The organism is Bacillus sp. SJZ110 (assembly GCF_006715455.1).
GTDB classification, from domain to species: Bacteria; Bacillota; Bacilli; order Bacillales; family Bacillaceae; genus Bacillus; species Bacillus subtilis.
In genome coordinates this window covers 142827-163195 of record NZ_VFNF01000007.1, presented here as the reverse complement: position 1 = coordinate 163195, position 20369 = coordinate 142827, and the positions used below count along the sequence as shown (strand labels likewise).

Annotated in this window: 20 protein-coding genes and 5 pseudogenes; 9 read left to right on the top strand and 16 right to left on the bottom strand. The window is 38.5% G+C overall.

The window, feature by feature from the left end; all coding sequences use genetic code 11:
• Window positions 1–4 precede the first annotated feature (4 nt).
• Both FB592_RS18760 and FB592_RS18755 read left to right on the top strand, forming a co-directional pair.
• A pseudogene (locus FB592_RS18760) lies at window positions 5–258 on the top strand (helix-turn-helix domain-containing protein).
• A 105-nt stretch (window positions 259–363) separates the two neighbouring features.
• Complete coding sequence (locus tag FB592_RS18755; protein WP_021481418.1) at window positions 364–1158, top strand: DUF817 domain-containing protein; 795 nt, start codon at window positions 364–366, stop codon at window positions 1156–1158.
• Window positions 1159–1281: 123 nt separating this feature from the next.
• On the opposite strand, the gene FB592_RS18750 is transcribed toward FB592_RS18755, so the two are convergent.
• Window positions 1282–2154, bottom strand: a complete 873-nt coding sequence (locus tag FB592_RS18750; protein ID WP_021481419.1) for a LysR family transcriptional regulator — start codon at window positions 2152–2154, stop codon at window positions 1282–1284.
• Window positions 2155–2254: 100 nt separating this feature from the next.
• On the opposite strand from FB592_RS18750, the gene FB592_RS18745 reads away from it, so the two are divergent.
• Window positions 2255–3133, top strand: coding sequence for a DMT family transporter (locus tag FB592_RS18745; RefSeq protein WP_021481420.1), 879 nt, complete (start codon window positions 2255–2257; stop codon window positions 3131–3133).
• Between the two features lie 180 nt (window positions 3134–3313).
• Here FB592_RS18745 and FB592_RS18740 read toward each other — a convergent pair whose 3' ends face one another.
• Window positions 3314–3745: a hypothetical protein gene (locus FB592_RS18740; protein WP_004399438.1), complete on the bottom strand. Its 432-nt coding sequence runs from the start codon at window positions 3743–3745 to the stop codon at window positions 3314–3316.
• A gap of 263 nt (window positions 3746–4008) precedes the next feature.
• On the bottom strand, window positions 4009–4641 hold the full coding sequence (locus FB592_RS18735; RefSeq protein ID WP_072174149.1) for a type 1 glutamine amidotransferase family protein: 633 nt from the start codon (window positions 4639–4641) through the stop codon (window positions 4009–4011).
• A 226-nt stretch (window positions 4642–4867) separates the two neighbouring features.
• On the opposite strand from FB592_RS18735, the gene bla reads away from it, so the two are divergent.
• Entirely contained in the window at window positions 4868–5788 is a 921-nt protein-coding gene (gene bla, locus FB592_RS18730) for a class A beta-lactamase (RefSeq protein WP_046160472.1), read from the top strand.
• A 263-nt stretch (window positions 5789–6051) separates the two neighbouring features.
• Here bla and FB592_RS18725 read toward each other — a convergent pair.
• Both FB592_RS18725 and FB592_RS18720 read right to left on the bottom strand, forming a co-directional pair.
• Window positions 6052–6141 (bottom strand): annotated as a pseudogene (locus tag FB592_RS18725) (SMI1/KNR4 family protein); the annotation flags it as partial.
• A 107-nt stretch (window positions 6142–6248) separates the two neighbouring features.
• Entirely contained in the window at window positions 6249–6602 is a 354-nt protein-coding gene (locus FB592_RS18720) for a DUF3221 domain-containing protein (RefSeq protein ID WP_038829970.1), read from the bottom strand.
• A 163-nt stretch (window positions 6603–6765) separates the two neighbouring features.
• Between FB592_RS18720 and FB592_RS21205 the strand changes: the two genes are divergently transcribed.
• Both FB592_RS21205 and FB592_RS18710 read left to right on the top strand, forming a co-directional pair.
• The gene (locus tag FB592_RS21205) at window positions 6766–6999 is read left to right on the top strand and encodes a hypothetical protein (protein ID WP_080332523.1); all 234 of its coding nucleotides are present in this window, start codon (window positions 6766–6768) and stop codon (window positions 6997–6999) included.
• A 194-nt stretch (window positions 7000–7193) separates the two neighbouring features.
• Window positions 7194–7457, top strand: coding sequence for a hypothetical protein (locus tag FB592_RS18710; protein WP_038829969.1), 264 nt, complete (start codon window positions 7194–7196; stop codon window positions 7455–7457).
• A 298-nt stretch (window positions 7458–7755) separates the two neighbouring features.
• Here the strand turns inward: FB592_RS18710 and ppsA are convergent, their stop codons facing one another.
• Together ppsA and xynA are read right to left on the bottom strand one after the other, a co-directional pair.
• Window positions 7756–10356 (bottom strand): phosphoenolpyruvate synthase, encoded by a 2601-nt coding sequence (gene ppsA / locus FB592_RS18705; protein ID WP_141949971.1) that lies wholly within the window; start codon window positions 10354–10356, stop codon window positions 7756–7758.
• A 667-nt stretch (window positions 10357–11023) separates the two neighbouring features.
• Window positions 11024–11665 (bottom strand): endo-1,4-beta-xylanase XynA, encoded by a 642-nt coding sequence (gene xynA, locus FB592_RS18700; RefSeq protein WP_015251938.1) that lies wholly within the window; start codon window positions 11663–11665, stop codon window positions 11024–11026.
• 306 nt (window positions 11666–11971) lie between these two features.
• On the opposite strand from xynA, the pseudogene FB592_RS21200 reads away from it, so the two are divergent.
• A pseudogene (locus FB592_RS21200) lies at window positions 11972–12230 on the top strand (ATP-dependent DNA ligase); the annotation flags it as partial.
• 11 nt (window positions 12231–12241) lie between these two features.
• Here FB592_RS21200 and FB592_RS18695 read toward each other — a convergent pair.
• From FB592_RS18695 to FB592_RS18680, 4 genes and pseudogenes are all read right to left on the bottom strand, one after another.
• A pseudogene (locus FB592_RS18695) lies at window positions 12242–12497 on the bottom strand (UV damage repair protein UvrX); the annotation flags it as partial.
• Window positions 12490–12799: pseudogene (locus FB592_RS18690) on the bottom strand (YolD-like family protein). The pseudogenes FB592_RS18690 and FB592_RS18695, both read right to left, overlap by 8 nt.
• Before the next feature lie 122 nt (window positions 12800–12921).
• The gene (locus FB592_RS18685) at window positions 12922–13272 is read right to left on the bottom strand and encodes a hypothetical protein (protein WP_049141159.1); all 351 of its coding nucleotides are present in this window, start codon (window positions 13270–13272) and stop codon (window positions 12922–12924) included.
• 212 nt (window positions 13273–13484) lie between these two features.
• The gene (locus FB592_RS18680) at window positions 13485–13847 is read right to left on the bottom strand and encodes a hypothetical protein (RefSeq protein ID WP_049141160.1); all 363 of its coding nucleotides are present in this window, start codon (window positions 13845–13847) and stop codon (window positions 13485–13487) included.
• A 296-nt stretch (window positions 13848–14143) separates the two neighbouring features.
• On the opposite strand from FB592_RS18680, the gene FB592_RS18675 reads away from it, so the two are divergent.
• Window positions 14144–14218, top strand: coding sequence for a putative holin-like toxin (locus FB592_RS18675; protein ID WP_256683490.1), 75 nt, complete (start codon window positions 14144–14146; stop codon window positions 14216–14218).
• A gap of 282 nt (window positions 14219–14500) precedes the next feature.
• Here FB592_RS18675 and yobK read toward each other — a convergent pair whose 3' ends face one another.
• The 3 genes from yobK to FB592_RS18660 form a co-directional block, all read right to left on the bottom strand.
• Complete coding sequence (gene yobK, locus FB592_RS18670; protein WP_141949969.1) at window positions 14501–14959, bottom strand: type VII secretion system immunity protein YobK; 459 nt, start codon at window positions 14957–14959, stop codon at window positions 14501–14503.
• 9 nt (window positions 14960–14968) lie between these two features.
• Window positions 14969–16771 carry an LXG family T7SS effector ribonuclease toxin YobL gene (gene yobL / locus FB592_RS18665; RefSeq protein WP_141949967.1) on the bottom strand — a complete coding sequence of 601 codons (1803 nt, stop codon included), beginning with the start codon at window positions 16769–16771 and terminating at the stop codon, window positions 14969–14971.
• A 100-nt stretch (window positions 16772–16871) separates the two neighbouring features.
• Window positions 16872–17429: an SMI1/KNR4 family protein gene (locus FB592_RS18660; protein ID WP_032726556.1), complete on the bottom strand. Its 558-nt coding sequence runs from the start codon at window positions 17427–17429 to the stop codon at window positions 16872–16874.
• A 127-nt stretch (window positions 17430–17556) separates the two neighbouring features.
• Between FB592_RS18660 and FB592_RS18655 the strand changes: the two genes are divergently transcribed.
• Entirely contained in the window at window positions 17557–18993 is a 1437-nt protein-coding gene (locus FB592_RS18655) for a flavin monoamine oxidase family protein (RefSeq protein ID WP_120363441.1), read from the top strand.
• A gap of 247 nt (window positions 18994–19240) precedes the next feature.
• Here FB592_RS18655 and csaA read toward each other — a convergent pair whose 3' ends face one another.
• Both csaA and FB592_RS18645 read right to left on the bottom strand, forming a co-directional pair.
• Window positions 19241–19573 carry a chaperone CsaA gene (csaA, locus tag FB592_RS18650; protein ID WP_070549171.1) on the bottom strand — a complete coding sequence of 111 codons (333 nt, stop codon included), beginning with the start codon at window positions 19571–19573 and terminating at the stop codon, window positions 19241–19243.
• A gap of 64 nt (window positions 19574–19637) precedes the next feature.
• Window positions 19638–20363 (bottom strand): helix-turn-helix domain-containing protein, encoded by a 726-nt coding sequence (locus FB592_RS18645; RefSeq protein WP_072174094.1) that lies wholly within the window; start codon window positions 20361–20363, stop codon window positions 19638–19640.
• Window positions 20364–20369: the final 6 nt, after the last annotated feature.

The window sequence follows — 20369 nt, the reverse complement described above, 5'->3', positions numbered from 1 at the left end:
TGACATGGCGATTATTATCAACATTGATGTGATGCTTGCTAAGAGGAAAATGAGCGTAACAGAGCTTTCAGAGAGAGTTGGCATCACCATGGCTAATCTTTCGATATTGAAAAACGGAAAAGCAAAGGCTATTCGATTATCAACTTTAGAAGCGATTTGCAAGGCTTTAGAATGTCAGCCCGGGGATATATTGGAATACCGAAGTGATGAAGCCACACAGGATTCGCAAAAAAATATGTAAGATCAACAGAAAAATAAAGTGATTGGCGGTGAGCTTATGGACATAAACTTATATCCATCTAGCTGCTATACTAAGCGTCCCTTCCATACACGAAGAACACAACTATGGAGGAGGCATATATCATGAGAGCAATAAAACAAATCGTTCATTTTGGCTGGGAACAAGCCCTTTCATGTTTGTTTCCTGCCGTTATTTTTGCCTCTTTGGCTATTACGCAAATCATCCCACTGCCCTTCTTGCCGCGATATGACTGGCTGCTCATTATCTGCGTTCTCATGCAATTGTGGATGGTGCGTTCCGGTCTTGAAACACGGGATGAATTAAAAGTGATCACATTATTCCATCTTATTGGGCTTGCTCTGGAACTTTTTAAAGTCCATATGGGCTCCTGGTCTTACCCAGAAGAAGGATACTCCAAAATATTTGGAGTACCTTTGTATAGCGGCTTTATGTACGCAAGTGTAGCCAGTTATTTGTGCCAGGCATGGAGAAGGCTTAAAGTTGAACTGGTTAAGTGGCCGCCTTTTTTTGCAGTTGTCCCGCTTGCCGCAGCAATTTATTTGAATTTTTTCACCCACCATTTTTCTATAGATATTCGATGGTGGTTATCTGGGCTTGTCATCATTGTCTTTTGGCAAACATGGGTTACATACGAGGTGAATGGAGCTCGTTACCGTATGCCGCTCGCACTTTCTTTTGTACTCATCGGATTTTTTATATGGATAGCGGAAAATATCGCTACGTTTTTTGGAGCTTGGAAATATCCAAACCAAATCGATACATGGAGTCTCGTACACCTTGGAAAGGTAAGTTCATGGCTCTTGCTAGTGATTGTTAGCTTTCTTATAGTAGCATCATTAAAACAAGTTAAGGAGCAGAGTCTCACAAAGGCAGAGATGGATGAATCTTTTTCTTAGCATACGCATACAAGGTCCCAAATAGAGTGAAAAGCAACGTTCAAATGGTTGCTTTTTTCTTTTATGTAACTCTGCCGGTGAGTATTCATCTTCTTCAAATTTCATCGCAACACGATAACTGATTCAGATTACAACTGCTTTCAACACTTTGACAAACTCATGCGCCGCCGGCGTTATCTCTTCAAATGAATGTACGATGACGCCAATATCGCGTGTAACCCTAGGAAAGATGTCCTTTTTAATCAATTGATGCGGGACGGATGAAAGTGTAAAGTTTGAAATGATGCCGATACCCAAGTTATTTTTGACCATATTAATCAAGGTTTCGGCATTTTGCACAGTTAAGTTTTCCTTTAATTCGATGTTGTATTGCGAAAATGCGTTTGACATCGCGATTTCATGACCGCCTTTACAAAAAATGAGGTCATCTTGATATGTTTCAAGGTCGACATGCTTTTCAAGTTTTAATTCGTCACGCTGCGGCGGGATGACGGCCACCATATAGTCGTTACACAATAGCTGATTTTCAAACGGTTCAAATGGAGATGCTGCGATCCCGATATCAACCGTCCGATCTTCAACCCATCCTTTTATTTGGTCAGAGGTTCCTTCGATCAATTCTATGCGGATCAGCGGGTAGTTTGATCTGAATGCCGCAATCGCCTGTGGCATGATATTTGTTGAAACTGCAGGAAATGAACCAATTTTCACCTTCCCGTTTAACAGCTTGTTTTCCCGGTTGGCTACTTGATATATTTTGCTTTCAATTCCCTTCATTTGCCTCGCCAGCAGCAATATTTCTTTTCCGATGTCAGTCAGCATTAAACCATGATGTTTATCCCTGATCAATAATTTGAGCTGCAGTGAGCTCTCCAGGTTTTTTATCGCTTTACTTACCGCCGGCTGAGAGATGAACAATTCTTTTGCCGCTTCTGTAATATTTAATTTCTCCCCGACTTTTACAAATATGTGAAGATGGTTCATGTTCATAACCATTTGGTTATACCCCCAATAATAAAAATGTATTTCAGTTATACATAAATGTAACATATGATAGAAACCAGCACGATATTTTAACAAGAAAGGCGGCTTCATTATGGTAAAAGTTATGCTGGGAATCATATCTGTCACACTTATTTGGGGTTATACTTGGGTTGCGATGAAAGTAGGAATTCATGACATCCCCCCGCTTTTATTTTCGGGTTTGCGCCTGTTCATCGGAGCAGTTCCTTTATTTCTCATTCTCTTCATCCAAAGAAAAAAGCTTTCAATTCAAAAAGAACATCTCAAAAGCTATATCATTATGAGCCTGTTGATGGGGCTGGGCTATATGGGGATTTTGACGTATGGAATGCAGTTTGTCGATTCAGGGAAAACCTCTGTTTTGGTATATACAATGCCTATATTTGTTACGGTGATCAGCCATTTTTCATTAAACGAGAAAATGAATGTGTATAAAACGATGGGACTGGTCTGCGGCCTCTTCGGACTGTTATTTATATTTGGAAAGGAAATGCTCAATATCGATCAAAGTGCTTTATTTGGGGAGCTGTGCGTACTTGCGGCAGCGCTTAGCTGGGGAATCGCGAATGTGTTCAGCAAGCTACAATTCAAGCATATCGATATTATTCACATGAATGCCTGGCACCTTATGATGGGAGCCGTCATGTTATTGGTGTTTTCCTTTATATTTGAGCCGGTCCCTTCAGCCGAGTGGACATATCAGGCGGTGTGGTCATTGCTGTTTAATGGCTTGCTTTCCACCGGCTTTACCTTTGTCGTATGGTTTTGGGTGCTCAATCAAATCCAAGCGTCAAAAGCATCCATGGCATTAATGTTTGTTCCCGTATTGGCCCTATTCTTTGGATGGCTGCAATTGCACGAACAGATCACCATCAATATTATCCTCGGCGCACTGCTGATATGCTGCGGGATTTTTATGAATACATTTACATTTTCACGACGGAAAGTGTGAATGTATAAAGATATACATTTCCCCTGTCATTTGGGCTTCATGTGACAGGTGACGACTATTACGAGAAAGTCTTCTAGAATCCTGACGACAGCCTATAAAACAATGGAAAAAGCTAATGTCTGCATGTGAGACATTAGCTTGGCTGGCGTTTAGGCTGGTGAGAATCCAGATACTTTTTTATTACCATTCTGGCTGATCAAACTGAAAACCGTATAGACCTTTTACTTTAACATCTCCGCAATCTGGATCTTTTGTCAAAATCAAATAATGAGTCTTATAAGGCATCGTCTCAACTCGATCAGTTGCACTAAAATCAAAATGATCCCCCGAGAAGTTTTTTTCACTAACGGTTATTTCATATCCTGACAAAGTCATTCGCATGATTCTTGCGTTAATTGTACATCCTTCAGTATCGAAAATGGTGAATCTGTACCCAAAGTGAGATGTCCAATGGTTTGAATTTAGGTCATCAGACTTCATAAACCATTTTTCATTCTCTGTCATTGTAAAACTCACTTTCTCCTCATCTTTCACGATAACGGCCGAAGCTTCCCCTACATGGATAGTCAAAGCCAAAAGAAATGTAAAAGCTAACATCAACATCTTTTTCAAAAGAGTTCCTCCCGATATCTTTTACTTCAATATATTGGAAGGGTCTTTTCTGATCAAGACAGTCTTCTCCAAATGAATCTTTAGCACCATGAAATGAGCCTTAATAAGAACAGTTTTAACCCAAATCAAACTCTATTCGAAATAAGGCTTACCAATCTATATTCTTTTTAAAAGTTTCTGCATTTCTTTATTTAGCTCCTAGACACATATAAAAAATGCTCCTATAAGTTCAGGAGCACTACAAAAAACTGCTAAAGTGTTTTCTATCGATTTATTGTATTCATTAGCTCAAAGAAATATTCAGGCTTTTGAGTCTTATTTAGCTTATACCATGAACGCAATGTATCTGGTGCAAATACATCTAATTTTTTCAATACTTCTACTGCAAATTCCAAAGGAGCAATTCCTGATGCAGTAACCAAATTTTTATCAGATACTGCAGGTTCCTTTTCATATAGTGTTTCTCCTTTGTAATTAGGGCAGACCATTTTCATATACTCTAGGTCATTGCTTGTGTGCTTTCTCGAATTTAAGTATCCTTCATTCGCGAGGCCCAAGGTTGCCCCACAAATTGCAGCAATAGTCGTGCCGAGCTTTAAAGCGTCGCCTACTTTTTTCAAGATCGGCTGATGAATAACTTCTCCCCAAGTGTTTCCTCCGGGTAAAATGATAAGATCTTGACTCCCAAGAATACATTCGTCAAGAGAAATATCTGGTTTTATGCTTAATCCTCCCAACGTAGTTATCATTTCTTTATTAACCCCTACTGTAACTACTTTTAAAGATGCTGCATCTTGTTTAAAGTATCTCCCTGAGTTTAGTTCCGCAATTAAATATCCATATTCCCAGTCTGACATTGTGTGAAATACGTAGAGATAAACTTTTCTCGTTTGCATCCAATAACACTCCAAACACAATTGATAAAGCTTTCTAATAGATGACTTTGCTGACAGCCATTGTCAGCTTTTTTGTTGATTCTATTCTTATGCCCTTGTTCTCCCAACTTATTAAAAATATAAGATCAATTGATTCTATGTTTACTAGCGCAAAGGGGTTTGTTACACTAACTGTCATGGGAAACATTTCAAAGGTAATACAAAATCATTTGAATGAGGAGGCCTGATGAAGTTGAAAAATAAAGCGTCAATAAAATTCGGAATATGTGTTGGGCTTTTATGTTTAAGCATTACTGGTTTCACACCTTTTTACAGCTCAACACATGCCGAAGCAAAATCCATAGAAGACACAAACATGGCAAGCTGTATAACGAATAAAAAATTTGTTCAACTTGAGAAAAAATTTGATGCCAGGCTTGGTGTTTATGCAATTGATACAGGTTCAAACAAGACAATCGCCTATCGGCCGAATGAACGATTTGCTTACGCATCAACCTATAAAGTTCTAGCCGCAGCTGCTGTCCTGAAGAAAAACTCAATTGAAAAACTTAATGAAGTCATCCACTACAGCAAGGACGATCTTGTTACATATTCTCCAATCACAGAGAAACACCTAGATACAGGCATGAGCCTAAAAGAAATCTCGGAAGCGGCTATCCGTTACAGCGATAATACCGCTGGGAACATCTTGTTGCAACAGCTTGGCGGCCCTAAAGGTTTTGAAAAGTCACTGAAACAGATTGGGGATCATGTAACGAAAGCTAAACGATTCGAGACGGATCTAAACTCTGCGATTCCTGGTGATATTCGTGACACCAGCACCGCAAAAGCACTGGCAACCGATCTTAAAGCCTTCACTTTAGATAACACTCTCACGACTGACAAACGCACGATCTTAACCGATTGGATGCGAGGCAATGCTACTGGTGACGAACTGATTCGGGCAGGCGCTCCAATAGGATGGGAAGTCGGCGATAAATCCGGAGCCGGAAGTTACGGGACACGAAACGACATTGCTATCGTTTGGCCGCCAAACAGAGCTCCTATTGTTGTGGCAATTCTGTCAAACCGCTTTACGAAAGATGCTAATTATGATAATGCTCTTATCGCTGAGGCTGCAAAAGTCGTCCTTAACGATCTCAAATAAAGTGTTTAGCCTTTTGCCACAAAGGAAAAGACATTACTTTTTTAAGCTCCTACCGTTCATTTTTTGATGAACGGTTCTTTCATAAGACCTCTAGAATCAGATATTTAAACACCACAAAATTAAACGTTATTATAATTAACGGCAAGTTTTCATTCTATGGAACAAGTAAAGTTTGACCTGACAAGAATTAAGATTAAGCACCCTAAAATCCATTTTCTTCTCCTTCAAGTAAACATACAATGCAGACAACTCTCTTAAGTCTCTTATTCTGTGACCAATTTGTAATACTCATTGATATTCGGACTCTCTTCCCAATATTTCGTCTCGTTCGAAGACACTAACATATCAAACCACTTGAATTAACATAACTGAACTTGATATTGGTCACTGGCAGTTTCAATGCAATAGAACAACATTTGTTGTCTCAGAGGTTATCTATATGAGAATTCAACAATTTTTTTTATAATAATTCATATTTTTGTATCGTTGCACTTGGTGGATTTGACTCTTTAAGTGTATGGAACCACACTTTTATTTTTTCACCTCTTTTGAGATCATCTGTGTTATCAATCTCACTTAATCCTACAATTACTATGTTATTTTTAAACTTGTTCATAAGTTGTCCTTCAGAAAGATCGTAATCTTCTTTTACTGGAGCTTTTGTATCGGTAATGAGAATTGCTCTTTCATTGTCTTTAAGCACGACATAGCCTACTAGGCTCTGCATCTTTGTTTCGTCACCGTTTTGTTCATTTTTATTGCAGCCTGCAAGAAAAATAATGAGCACTATCAAGCTTACTCCAATTTTCGGCAACCTTTCTCCCTCCCGTCATGTTTAACAATCTCACTCCATAACTACATATCAATAAACTGTAGTGTAAACCTATCCAGAAACTTCTTCATTTTCTCATATTGAATCTTTTACAAGCTGTTAATACACAGACTAAATCGGGTAAAAATTCGTAGAGGTGATTTCATTGAATGATGATCATAAAGTAACTCATTACTCTTCATTTATTTTTTCAACAATCATGGTATTGGCGGTCGCCCTCTTTCCACAATACACTTCTTGGTTTGTAACAGTTTTCTTCTTGGGTTTTGCACTTATCTATACATTCCAAAAACATAAAACAAGTTCTTCAAAAGCAATATCTTATATTTCGTATTTTTTATTCATTGTTTCATTGACTTACACTTTAGTTAATATGTAAGGGACATTCACCAAACGGATCTACTTCTTTTTGTTCTTTCTCAAATGTTCGTATGTGGTTGCCTTCGAACCATACCCTTACTCTTATTCCGCTAAAATCGAGATTTTTTACTTTTTACGATCCATTATTCACTTTCGAAACAACTTCCAATCACAGCATAATATATGTATAAATTGTAAATGGAGTTGATGTAATTGAAGATTAAGAAAATCTTATTGAGTTCTGCTTTATCCTTTGGCATGCTAATATCCGCGGTTCCCGCATTGGCTGCTGGCACTTCGTCTGAGGTTGCAGTAAAAAGTGATGAATATGATTATGACACTATATACCGCATTAGTCCTCTGCCAATGGACTTCCAGCCAACAATAGAATACAACGGTTATACTTATACGCTTACACGTCATTATTTTGATTACTCAATCGGGTTTTACAAGGCTATTTATACAAAAGTTGTTTAAATTTATAAAGGAGCATTTTAGCTCCTTTTTCTCTTGTTTTAAGCACAAATACAAGTTTAAATGCTGGTAATAAACAATTCACTTTAAAGAAGCGCCGCCCGTAAAATGCGGCTTTTGCACACTACGCCAATTTTATATAGAAAAGCCAGACCTCCTCCAAGAGGTTCCAGCTTTTCTTAATGTGCTATCGATCTTCGTTAGTTCAACGGGAACTTTATCATTCGGTACAATTGCAGCCTCCCAACTTCTAGTTAGGGCTGGTGGGGAATATCTGATGGCTCTCTACACACATCAGACATTATAAGATTTCAATGTAGCCTTCTGTACCATGAACGCGAATTCGTTGCCCATCTTTTATCAGCTTGGCAGCATTTTCAACGCCAACAACTGCAGGTAAGCCATATTCACGGGCTATAACAGCTCCATGGGTCATCAGCCCCCCAACTTCGGTGACTAGGCCTTTTATGGATACAAACAATGGTGTCCAGCTTGGATCGGTAAAGGAGGTAACTAATATATCTCCATCTTCTAAATCAGCATCTTCCATGTTTAAAATGACACGCGCTCGCCCCTCTATCACTCCGGAGGAAACAGGTAGACCTACAATCGCTCCGGCTGGGAGATTTTCTCGTTTATACTCACCTGTAACGATTTCACCATCAGACGTGATAACACGTGGTGGAGATAGTTTTTCATATAATTTGTACTCGTCTTTTCGTGTACTGATGATTTGATAATCCAGTTTATGTGTGTGTACGACTTCGTGAAGTTCTTCAAAAGTGAGATAGTATATATCTTCTTTTTCTTGAATAACGCCCGCTTCTACGAGTCGTTCGGCTTCTTCCAGTAAAGCCTGCTTATAAACGAAGTATCGATTAATCATGCCGTATTTTGGATATTCCCTAAACCCGCTGAAATTTCGGATGATATCTATCATTCGTTTTGTTTCTTTGGCTTTTTGTTCACCATCCGGTAATTGCTTTAATCGATCTAATAACTCTTGCTCTTTCTTCAAAGCTTCCTGTCGCCCTTGCTCAAATTTCCGATGGCTGGCATTTGGCTCACTGTTATTGATATTATTAAGAATCATTGGGATAAGTGTAGTTGGTTTTTCACTCCATCGAGTTCTTGTAATATCAATTTCTCCGGTACATCGCATTCCGTATTTGCTGAGATAATCATAGATCGCGTCTCGGGTTTTGCTTCCGCCATCAAACTTAGCCAGTTCATCCAAAAAGTTATCATCTTTTACATGTTGTAAGTAATCAATTACCTCTGGATAAGGACGAATCACATCTGCGACGTCTAATAGCGCAAGACCCATTTCTGAAGTAATATTATGGGGTACAGATTGAGAAAGCGTATCTGCTGCGTTTTTTTCACCTAACCACTTGTTCATTTTTTCGTTAATCCATAATGAAGCATTCATAGCAGTTCGAATCACAACCGAACTTTCTGGGTTAAATAAAATCTTCTTTAATTCCTGGATATCTTCTAGAATAAAACGAAATAAATCTGATCCTGATTTCGTTTGGATGTTTTGTTTTAACTCTTCTATCGATGTTTGACTGCTCTCAATCAAATCAGACACGATTGTCGGATCGTTTTCAACTTGAGCCGGCATATCTGCATTGCCTCTGCTGGGATTTGGTGCTGTTTTATCATTTGGTATCGACTTTATGAAATCTCGTCGCTTTATTATGGTCATAAGTGCGTCTTTTAAGAGCTGATCGTGCTGCCCCATGCCTTTTAAGAAAACTTCTCTGCTGTCAGGGGATGCCAGATGATGTGTGACATCAACAAATAGCCTTCCACCGGCTTTACGCATGGGTGCAGCAGTCGTCAACAGAAAAAAAGACAATCCCAGTGGTTTTATGGGATCCGTCATCATTTGTTGATGACCAACAGAAATATAGACGTGATTTTCTTGGTCACTCGCTTCAGGGATGGGGAATAAAGTAGTGATTGGACGACTCTGTACAATATAAAAAGTATCGCGGGCCAAACACCATTCGATATCTTGCGGCTGGCCGAAATGAGCTTCGATCTCTCTTCCAATGCGTGCCAGCTGTAAAATTTGTTCATCAGTCAGTGTTTGAGCCTTTTGCTGATCAGAATCGATCTGCTGTGTTTCTGTTCCGCCTTCTTTTCGTCCGTAGATAGCCAATTTTTTAGTTGCTATTCTCTTATCGATGATTTGCCCATCCTGTACTTTATAACAATCGGCAGATACCAAGCCGGAAACCAGTGCTTCACCAAGTCCAAAACCGGCATCGATGGATAACACCTTTCGGCTTGAGGTAATCGGATCAGCGGTAAATAAAATCCCCGAAGCCTGAGGGAAAACCATCCTTTGAACGATAACGGATAAATAGACTTGGCTGTGGTCAAATCCATTTTGCATACGGTAAATAACCGCGCGATCCGTAAATAGGGACGCCCAGCATTTACTGATATGCTGCAAGATTGCATCGACGCCGATAATATTTAAATAGGTGTCTTGTTGACCGGCAAAAGAAGCATGAGGTAAATCTTCAGCAGTCGCACTAGAACGCACGGCATAGGCATGTTCCTCGCCAAACTGGGAGAGATATTGAGCCACTGCTTTCACAACATCGGAAGGGATGTCTACTTCCATAATGATTTGCCGAATCTTTCTGCTGATGTTACCAACTTGATCTCGGTCCTCAACTTTTAGCATGGTCAATTGATCCAACAACACTTGTAACGTTTCGTTTTGTTCGATGGCTTTTTGATATCCTACTGTTGTGACACAAAATCCTTCTGGTACTTGTATACCTTGAATTTTTGATAATTCCCCTAAATGTAACCCTTTTCCTCCAACGAGCGAAAGCTGTGTTTTTTCAATTTCATGTAAACCGAGAACCAAAGAACTCATTCTACATCTCCCCTTCAAAAAAAATATTGACAAGAGCTTCCTAGCAGGATATAATAAAATTATAAGATGGATATCTATAACCTTTTAACTAGAAAGCGCACGTAGTGTGATTATATCACCGTGTCTGTTTTTGTGCAATATAAAAAGAACCTGGTGAAATTGCCCAGGTTCTTTTCTTAATTTCCATAGCTAGTCGCATTAAAAAACTTGGTTTGAGCTGATTCAATCCTCTAAGGAAATCCTAAAGTTGGGTTCTTTTTGAACTTACTTGCTTTGTTCGTAGAGTCCCCATTCATAAATTAGACTTTTTGTTCTTAACAGTCCCACCTTTAACTAGTGTAAAGTTATGAAGATTTGGTTAACTACTAGATATTTTTATTTTGAATAAGGCTTATGTTTGATAAAGAAGAGTTATGTAAAGGTGTCTGTTGTGAGCAAGCGCTGACTACAAAAAATTGTAGCATTCTCATTTAAATACCATTCTATTAACCTATTGGAAAAGTTATAAAACCAGATGGAGAATACCCTACCTCCAGCAATTGCAAGGCCGTTCACCTAGTAGAAAACAACCTTTAACCATTACTAACGATTTTAATAATCATTGATTATAAAACTTCTCAAGGAACGATCAGCAGCCCGTTAGCTACCCCTAATTAAAGATGATCTGTTACCACACTGTTACGTTAGAACTTCCACTACTTTGATATCCTTCTGTCGCCATGACTTGGTAAGCCCAATTACTGCCCAGATTCATTCCATGGCTCTTCCATGCGTTCACATGATTACTGAAAGTGATTGTAGCGTTGCTTCCAGTTGGTCTCTTCGTCTGACGAACACTCCAGTACTGCGTAAAAGTAGTGCGATCGCCATCAATGGAAGGTGCGTTATAACGTGTAGTTGTATATATGTCATATGTACCCCCATCACTTTTTACAGTACCTTTATACGTTCCAGTAGGTCTATAAGTACCCCATGAATCCACTACATAATATTCTATGAGAGGTGATCTCGTCCAACCATATAAAGTTAAATATCCATTGCCATTCGGTGCCCAAACTCCGGCATTATAGTTTATCGTCCTAAATGGCGAACCTGTAGTCCAACCTTTACCAACAACAAAATTTCCGGTATTAGACCAATTAACACTGTAGTTCCCGCCAGACCCATTGACAGCGTTTACTATACCGCCCCCATCAGTCCAATTTTGCCAGTAGTCTGTGCTAGCTGCAGAGGCGGTTGCCGAAAACAAGCTAATACTCATTAAAGCTGCCGATAATCCAACTAAGAAATTCTTTTTAAACTTAAACATATGTTACCTCCTATAATATTTTTTCCAACTTTGAGGCAGCACTCGTATACATTTAAAACATTTTTAATTACTAACGCCAAAGCTTTTGATCGTCCCCTTCAGTATAATACCACGAATTCATGAGCAAATATTAAAAGTATTTGTAATTTAATTACAAATACCTAGAAACACATTATAAGTGGTCTTCTTCCACCATATCCTGATCCTTTTTTCGCAGGATCACAATTCTTGTTTCTAATTCAGATGGAGTAATATCTGTAATTAATCCCCATTGAACCATTGCGTATAAAGGAGATATTCAGTAGAGATTGTGAAATCATTGTAGCTGACCCAGGTGGTGCTCTTGACTTTGAAGCTGCAGTGCAACGTTTCATGTCCAAAAAATCAGTCCATAAGGTAGTTTACTGTGTCTTTGATGTAATTTGATGGGTATTCAATCGCTAATAAGCCACTCAGTGAACGCAAAAATATGCTTTTAGATCTCAACCTTGACCATGATAATGTATTTGTTATTGAAGGCCTGCAAGGAAACGAATTAGCTTACTTTAATCTGGCCAAAGAAAAGAAATCAGCTTATGATATTGCAGTGGACAATGGTTTTTCGGGAACTGTAAATGTGCACTCTTGATCTTCAGGCATCTCAAAAAGTCTCGATCCTGTTTTTCTTTTTTAAACGCAGGAGACGCAGCTGACACTACACTTCCCTGTCTCTCCATATTTCCTACAACAGCAAGATACTATGTTCAAGGATTAAGCCCCATTGCAACAGCCGATCCAGAAGTATAAAAACACAAAGTATATTCTTACGTAGAAATTGTGAGTAATCAATCATTGTATGTAACTCCTATGATGTTATTCATGTTGATATATACTGTGTTGTTATGTTGATCTTTAACGTAAAGCTTATGTTGTTCAAAATTAATGGAATGAACTCTGCCAACGGCATTTTCAAACAAATCCATAGTTGAAAAGTTTGAATTTCAAAATTCAAGTGCTTCAGAAACGAAAACGCCCATCTCTTCAATTTGTTGATCATCTCAATTTTTGATCCATCAATCAAATCTTGTTTAAGCTGTATTAAATGCTCTGGAAGCATCATTGATATCCATTGATTGTTCCCCGATCCCTAAACATATCGACTCACTCCTTTATTGATAATACTAAAATTGGAGAAAGAACATCGAGAGTATTCGCAAGCAAATAACCCCAATAAGTAAAACGCCCAGCATTTTATTAAGCTGGGCTCTGTCTCATAATTAATTTGAATTTTTATACGCATTAACTGCTTCATTTCGCAACAGCATATTATCTTTATTAAAGTTATAAGCTTTTTTGATAATATCTAATACCTGCGAATCTAGCGCAGAAAGATTGCCTCCTGGATTAAATCTTGATTTCCAATAATCTAAAGACTTATTTAGGTCAGGTGAGCTTTTTTTGTTCTCGGGTTTAACTACTTCATTTTTCTCAAGTTTTTCACAGAATTCACTAAAACCAATGGATCTACTGGGAGCTGAGTTATTTCCCCCGTATCCTTCTGTAGCCAAGCTGCAAAATGCTAAGAATTTTGGATTATAAATAAGATCGCTTGAGTTTACATTTACCACCGATAATCACGATCCTCTCAGAGCTTTTTATAATCGTATTGCCTTTTCCATTTTTACACATGTTAAATATCGACAATCCCTTAAATGATTTAATAAGGTTCTGTCAAATTTTAATATTGATAAATACGCAAAAATAAAAAGAAACCATAGTAGATAGGGTTTCCTTCAATCTTGTTTATGTAACGCACCCGATTCTGGAACAATTAATTTTCTCAAATAAGACGGTTCTCTAAAGATTCGATTGCCAGTTTTAGTGCAGTTAAGCGACGCTCATTTAATGTTTTTTGAGACCTGCCTTCTTTTGCTTTTGCTATTTGTTTTTCAATAAATGGAATGATATCTTGTAGAACTTCTTTAGAAGTCAATATGATTTCTTGCTCATAGCAAAAATTTTCACCATTCCAGGTACCTTTTAGGCTTTCTAAGCCAATTTTTACTGCGTTTAGTCTCTTTTTGACAAGAGTTGTGTTTGAACCTTTTTCTGTCGTACTTTTATAAGCATTTGAAAGTTTACTAAAAGTTGATTCCAAGGATTTAATGGACAAATCTTGAATTTCTTGGCTAACAATCTTCATATACAATCCTCACTTTTCATTTTGAAAATAACAAATCAACACTTTTTAACAATCCTACTCAATAGCTGAATTAGGATTACGCCTTGAATTTTGCGAGTCGCAAACTACCATATGTGTCTGTCATTTCAAATGTAATTGATGTTAATAGAAATTCTATTAAATGCTGTTGTCAATATATTGTTTGAATTTACAACGTCAAGGGGATTTAGTATAGTATAATATTTCCTGTACATTAAGTTTGCTCACTCAAGGGAGTCTTGCTCATCCCCTATGAAAGAGAGTGAGGCTATGTCAACATCCAGGCATTAATGCTAATGCTTGCATTCGGGTCATTTGTAATTGCCCTGTTGACATATATAAATAAAAAATAGACCTCCCTTGAGCCTAAGAACCTGAAGGGATAGGTCTACCAAGAAATCACATCGAGCAAGCCCTTTAGTGGGTAGCTTTAGTACAGAGACGGGGTGTTGATAGCACCCTAGTCTTTTTATTTTATGCATTTTTTATATCTTAAAAAGCATAATCCTTATCCTAATTATAACCATATAGAAATGTTATTTGAATACAATTGCTTTATGGATAAAACCATTATTTTATTTAGATTGAGGATGTGCAACTCAAGTGTATCTATTGAGCAATTGCAATATTTTTACTTAATCGTCCCAGTCTTCATCCTCTTCCCAATCATCTTTCGCTTCCTGAATCTTATTATAAAAAAATTCAATAAAGCTTTCTGCAACAGTATCTTGATAACCAACTACCCTATCCCATTCAACTACAGGGCATTCTCCGTCTTTCATTTTATTTGTATCTAGACAGTAAGCAAAGTAATCAACATCTTCAATAACCACAAGTCCATCAGTAAGGCCATAGTGTTCTTTATATTCATTAGTCCTATTTACAACTGATGCATGATCAAAGTTGTAGCCTAAAACTAAAACACCGAATAAACCACCAGCACCGTATTTTTCTAAAAACCATTTATAACTGTTGGGGAGATCGCATTGGAGGTTTTCTTCAATGCGACCAATGTTTTCATGACTTGCGCCTTCTGTAAATATAGCATTTTGTTTATTTTCATTAATAAATTTCTCAACCTTCGAATAAATCATATAAACACCTCAATTCTCATTTTCAAATTGTTTCGCTCTCCACTTCCAATATCTCTTTCTAAAACTCTCGTATTGTGCTTTTAAAACCTTATCATTTCTAAAACTTTCACCATCAGACTTTAGCTGATGAATGACATCACTATATTTTGTATGTAAGCTATTCGGGATTTCAAGCATTGGGCCAGGTTCTTCTTGAATCAAGTGATGTAAATTAATCTGTGTACCGTCTTTTGCATAAGGGGCATTCCCGTTTTTCATAAGCTGAAGATTTGTAACACCGAATTCTGTTTTTTGATTAATATCAATATCTTTCATAGTATACACTCTACGGCTTACATCTTTAACTTTCCCCTTCGCCTTTACCTTCCCCTCTATTTCATATGCTTCATACTTTTCTTTATTTAGCCAAGGGGGGCTTATCTTTTGGCCAGTAAACGGTTTTCTTGTTCCATCCGGTATTTTCTTCGCATTAGTCAAAAGTTCATTCTTAAGGCTTTGGCTATCAACCACATTGTATGGCACGCCCCCTGCCATAGCAAAGTCGTACTTAGGATTATAAGGCAGCAAATCTGGAATCTTGACGTCTTTTATTTTCTTCCCTGCCTGACTTGCTTTGTTTATGATCTTCCCCGTTGCATCTGCTTTGTTAATGGCTCCTGCACCTTTTGTACCAACAACAGCTACAGCCACTGAACCAATAGCATAGGTAACCCATCTTGATCTAGAATAGGCATCTCCATTCACCATATCCTTTTGATATGACTCTTCTATGGCTACTGAAATGGCATCATATGTTTTCACTGGATGAATAACTGCATTGCCCAGCGCTAAGAGTGTTTCTCCTGGATCGGTGATGAAGTCCCATATGCCGGTTACAGTGTCTTTTCCTACATCATATAAGCCTACTCCTACACCTTTTACGATATCCCAAGTGATTTCTCCTGCTCCTTCTAGTTGCTTCGCTTGTTCAATTTGCATTGCAAGCTGTACTTGAGCTGGCTCCAGATTCTCGTACCCTACTTTCTTAGCAATCTCTAAATATTCATCAGGGTCAGAGACACCGTCATTAAGTTTTTTCTTTAATTCCTTGATTTCACGTTCCTTTGCTTCTTCTTTCTTCACGCTTAAGTAAGCTTCAGAATGCTTCTCTATGTCGCCTTTTTTCTTATGTATGTCACTTTCTCTATACGCTTTGGCGTTATAGTGAATCGGAGTGGCGTTCTTCCCTTTGCCTGTTGATTCCTGCAGCTTTTTAAAATCTTGCTGGATGAACTGTTCGTTAGGCTCTGTTTCAGCGTATTCTGTTTTTAAATCCTCATCAAGCTTGTTTAGCTTATCGATTGTTTTTTCACGTTTGTCATCTGCAGAAGAAAGTTTGTCTTTGAAGTCTTCTGTTGAAAATATTTCAAGGGGAAGAATATCATTGATGTCGTTTAATATGTCTTTCATTGCTTTTTTCTGTTCAGACATAATGGATTTTGATTTTGTATAGGCGTTAGCCAACTCGTGTTCTAAAAAGGATTCTTCTATGTAAGCATCAGACATCTTAGCATCTTCAAGTTTTGCAGACATGCTGCTTAAGAAAGCAATCTTCATGTCAATTAAATCAATCCATTGATCAGTAACACCGACATGATCATGATAAAATGCTTTAATGTTGTCAGCACCCTTGCCTGAAAACTCACTGTCATCTAGGTTAGCTACGTTTTGAAAAGCTTTTCTTAGCTTCACCATTTGCGACCTTAGTTCCTTATACTCTTTGGTTCTTTTATCGGCCTCAAAGAGTAATGAATCAGCCTCAAATACCTTCATATCATTCTCCTTCCTAGACTACTCTATGTAAATTTTACCACAGTAATCTATTTGAATAACAGAAAAAGACAGCCCAAATGACTGTCTTATACATCACACACTATCTTGTTCTATAATAATTTTCTGCGGTATAGTAGCGCCAATCCCAAAAAGGTTCTCCATTGGCCAATATATACCGGTCTAAAAATATTTCAAAGTTTACATTTAATGGATTATATTCTAAACCACTTTCAAATATATAGAGATAGTTGGGATCACCTTGGTTCACTTTATCTTTATCAATCATTAAATGGCATTCTTCCAATAAGTAGCCAATTGGAATACCATTGATATCTTCAAACAAATCCTCATATTTTAACTCCTCTTCAATCTCTTCAAGGCTAAATAGCTGAAGTCCTCCACCTATATTCTCCCCATCAGAAAGAATCTCAAAAATTTTCGCACCGTTATGCAGTGTCATGAACTTCTGATAATCCTCTGGAAGGGTAATCTGATGTTTAGCTTCAAAGCTTTGAATGTCGTTAAGGGTTGCTTTGTCCTGTGAAAATGTAACAAGGAACTCCATGATATCTCCTTCAGAACAAAACAATTGAATGGCTCCTTTTTCGTCTAAAAGACTTTTCAAGCCATTTACAGTCTTATGAACAAAGTTAGTCACATACATCACCCCTTTATTTCCTTTTAACAATAACCTTTCAAATTCCAAAAGATGTGAACAGATCGTGATAGGTGCTCTTTTCAGTGAATATAATGCAATAAATTCTAAAAAGAGGTGCCTCTAAAAATTGAATTCTCTAATGAATGATGACATGGTAAAGATCATTAGAAATGGCCTTAGCGCATCCCAGCATCCAAAGCATATTCTTGTTGTAGGAGCTGGATTGTCCGGGCTTGTATCAGCATCATTGCTGAAAAATGCCGGTCACAGAGTAACGATTCTCGAAGCGAGCGGCAGAGCGGGCGGCCGTGTCTGCACTTTGAGAGCTCCCTTTAGTGATGATTTGTATTTTAACGCTGGCCCGATGCGCATACCGAATAACCATTCGTTAACCTTAGAATATATAAAAAAATTCAAATTGCCAACAAATGTATTTCTCAACAGAACCCCGATGGACATCATTTATGCAAATGGAATCAAAACACGTCTCCAAGTTTTTGAACGAGCTCCTGGAATATTGAGATACCCAGTTGCACCAAATGAACAAGGGAAAACGTCTGAAGAGCTGATGCTTTCTTTACTGCAGCCTATTCTAAATTTTATCAATCAAAATCCAGCGAGAAATTGGCGGATTGTCGAAGAACAATACAAAAATCATTCGTTAAGCTCTTTTTTAAACACGTATTTTTCATATGGCGCGATCGATATGATTGGTGTACTTTTGGATATGGAAGCGTATATGGGGATGTCCCTTGTTGAAGTATTGCGGGAATCTATCTTTTTTTCATCGCCCGCTCACTTCTATGAGATAACTGGCGGCATGGATCTGCTGCCTCACGCGTTTCTTCCTCAATTAAAAACAAACATTCTATACCATCAAAAAATGATGAAAATTTCTCAGGGGGAAAATAGTGTTACGATCCATTGTCAGCATCAACAAACGGCAGAATTTGCATCGTTCACAGCAGATCTCGCTATTGTAACCATTCCTTTTTCAACATTGCGATTTGTAAAAGTCGAACCATACCATTCATTCTCTTACTATAAACGGAGGGCCATCCGTGAGCTAAACTATATCAGTGCAACAAAAATCGGCATAGAGTTTAAAAGCCGATTTTGGGAAAAAGCCGGGCAGCGCGGCGGCAAATCTATTACTGATCTACCGATTCGTTTTTCGTATTATCCAAGCAGAAATATTGGAGCAAATGGACATGCCGTCATTCTGGCAAGTTATACTTGGGCTGATGAGGCACTGATATGGGACAGTCTTTCAGAAGGAGAGCGAATCCAGTATACTTTACTGAATTTATCTGAAATCTATGGTGATATTGTGTGGTCTGAATTTGTGTCTGGCACTTCTTTTAGCTGGAGCCAGTACCCGTATTCTGCGGGAGGTTTTACAGCTTTCGAACCAGGACAAGAATTAGAGCTGTATCCCTATATTCCTGTCCCTGAGGGCAGAATTCATTTCGCCGGAGAACACGCCTCACTCACTCATGCGTGGATGCAAGGCGCGATTGAATCTGGAATACGTGTTGCTTATGAGGTCAATCGCTTACCTTAGATCATGCTCACCTTCTGTACTAAAAGATTATTACATTTCATATAATAAGATCTTGATTAGACGGACAAATTCAATCACAAAAACAAAGTAATCCTTGCATTCCTTCGCCCTCCATGCTATATTCATATAGCGATGAGCTGAATTGTGTAAGCCGATGTACATGCCTTACGGCACACACGAATGTGGCGTGTGGTGCATCGCCTCAATACGCAAAGACGTTTGCCTTAGGCAAACGTCTTTTTTTGCGTTATCCGATTTTTGTGCCGTTTGGGACAGGCTGATCCGGGTGCAAAAGGACGACGTCGGCCTGGCCGGGTATGCCGCCGAGGACCAAGACTTCCGATTTAAATCCGGCGATCCGGCGGGGCGGAAAGTTCACGACTGCTATGACTTGCTTGTTGATGAGATCTTCTGGCTTGTAACGCTTCGTGATTTGTGCGCTCGATTGTTTTATGCCGATTTCAGTCCCAAAATCTATCACAAGCTTGACTGCCGGTACTCTTGCTTCAGGAAATTCTTCCGCTTTTACAATTGTTCCCGTTCTGATATCCAATTTCTCAAAGTCTTCAATGACTGCCATATCAATAACTCCTTTTTCTCCTATTGTAAAGGAGATATTCAAGATTTGTTTAACCAAATAGCCATTATTTTTTATCTGAATATAAGGTGTTTCGATACAGGCGGGGCGGCATTCCTGTGCTTTTCGTGAACCATCTTGTAAAAGAAGAAAGGTTTTGAAAGCCCAGCGCCTCGCTCACGACGGTAAGGGTTTCATTTCTCTCCATCAGCATTCGTTTTGCTTCCTCAAGGCGAAGGTCGGCAATATAGTTCTGCGGGGACTTCCCTGTCTGTTTTTTGAACCAGCTTGAATAGTAAGCTGGGTGATAATGCTCGATTTCTGCCAGCTTCTTAATCGTCAGCCGCTCAAATAAATGGCTGTGAATGTATGCAATTGAGGCATAGTTATGGGATTGAAGCTTTTCTTTTATGTATTGTACTAGCATATGAAGCGAGTTGGCTGTTCCGGCCTTTGCTTCCTCTGTCAGCAAGTACCTGATCGAAGACCAGAAAGGATCGAGTGCAGCTTCAATTCCCGATCCTGCACGATACTCATCAATTTTCATTGCATGAAGCGGAACATCCAGTACAAGACATTCATTTCTTCCGATAGAACGGAAACGATGCTCACACTCCGGCGGAATATATAAAAAATGATCTGGCTTTAATTTCACCTGGCGCTCTTCAGTCTCAAGATCAATACTCCCTTCAAGCGGAAAAAGAAATTGGCTGTATGCGTGCTTATGTGAATGATAAAGGCGTGTGTATGTCCGTTTTTCGCAAATCATCTCTTGAAGCGAGTCCATCAGCAAACCCCT

Coding starts and splice junctions, on each gene's coding strand:
- FB592_RS18680 (WP_049141160.1), bottom strand. CDS start 13,847: ATGAAGATTGTTAGCCAAGAAATTCAAGATTTGTCCATTAAATCCTTG.
- FB592_RS18755 (WP_021481418.1), top strand. CDS start 364: ATGAGAGCAATAAAACAAATCGTTCATTTTGGCTGGGAACAAGCCCTT.
- FB592_RS18750 (WP_021481419.1), bottom strand. CDS start 2,154: ATGGTTATGAACATGAACCATCTTCACATATTTGTAAAAGTCGGGGAG.
- FB592_RS18745 (WP_021481420.1), top strand. CDS start 2,255: ATGGTAAAAGTTATGCTGGGAATCATATCTGTCACACTTATTTGGGGT.
- xynA (WP_015251938.1), bottom strand. CDS start 11,665: ATGTTTAAGTTTAAAAAGAATTTCTTAGTTGGATTATCGGCAGCTTTA.
- yobL (WP_141949967.1), bottom strand. CDS start 16,771: ATGAAGGTATTTGAGGCTGATTCATTACTCTTTGAGGCCGATAAAAGA.
- FB592_RS18735 (WP_072174149.1), bottom strand. CDS start 4,641: ATGCAAACGAGAAAAGTTTATCTCTACGTATTTCACACAATGTCAGAC.
- yobK (WP_141949969.1), bottom strand. CDS start 14,959: ATGATTTATTCGAAGGTTGAGAAATTTATTAATGAAAATAAACAAAAT.
- bla (WP_046160472.1), top strand. CDS start 4,868: ATGAAGTTGAAAAATAAAGCGTCAATAAAATTCGGAATATGTGTTGGG.
- csaA (WP_070549171.1), bottom strand. CDS start 19,573: ATGGCAGTCATTGAAGACTTTGAGAAATTGGATATCAGAACGGGAACA.
- ppsA (WP_141949971.1), bottom strand. CDS start 10,356: ATGAGTTCTTTGGTTCTCGGTTTACATGAAATTGAAAAAACACAGCTT.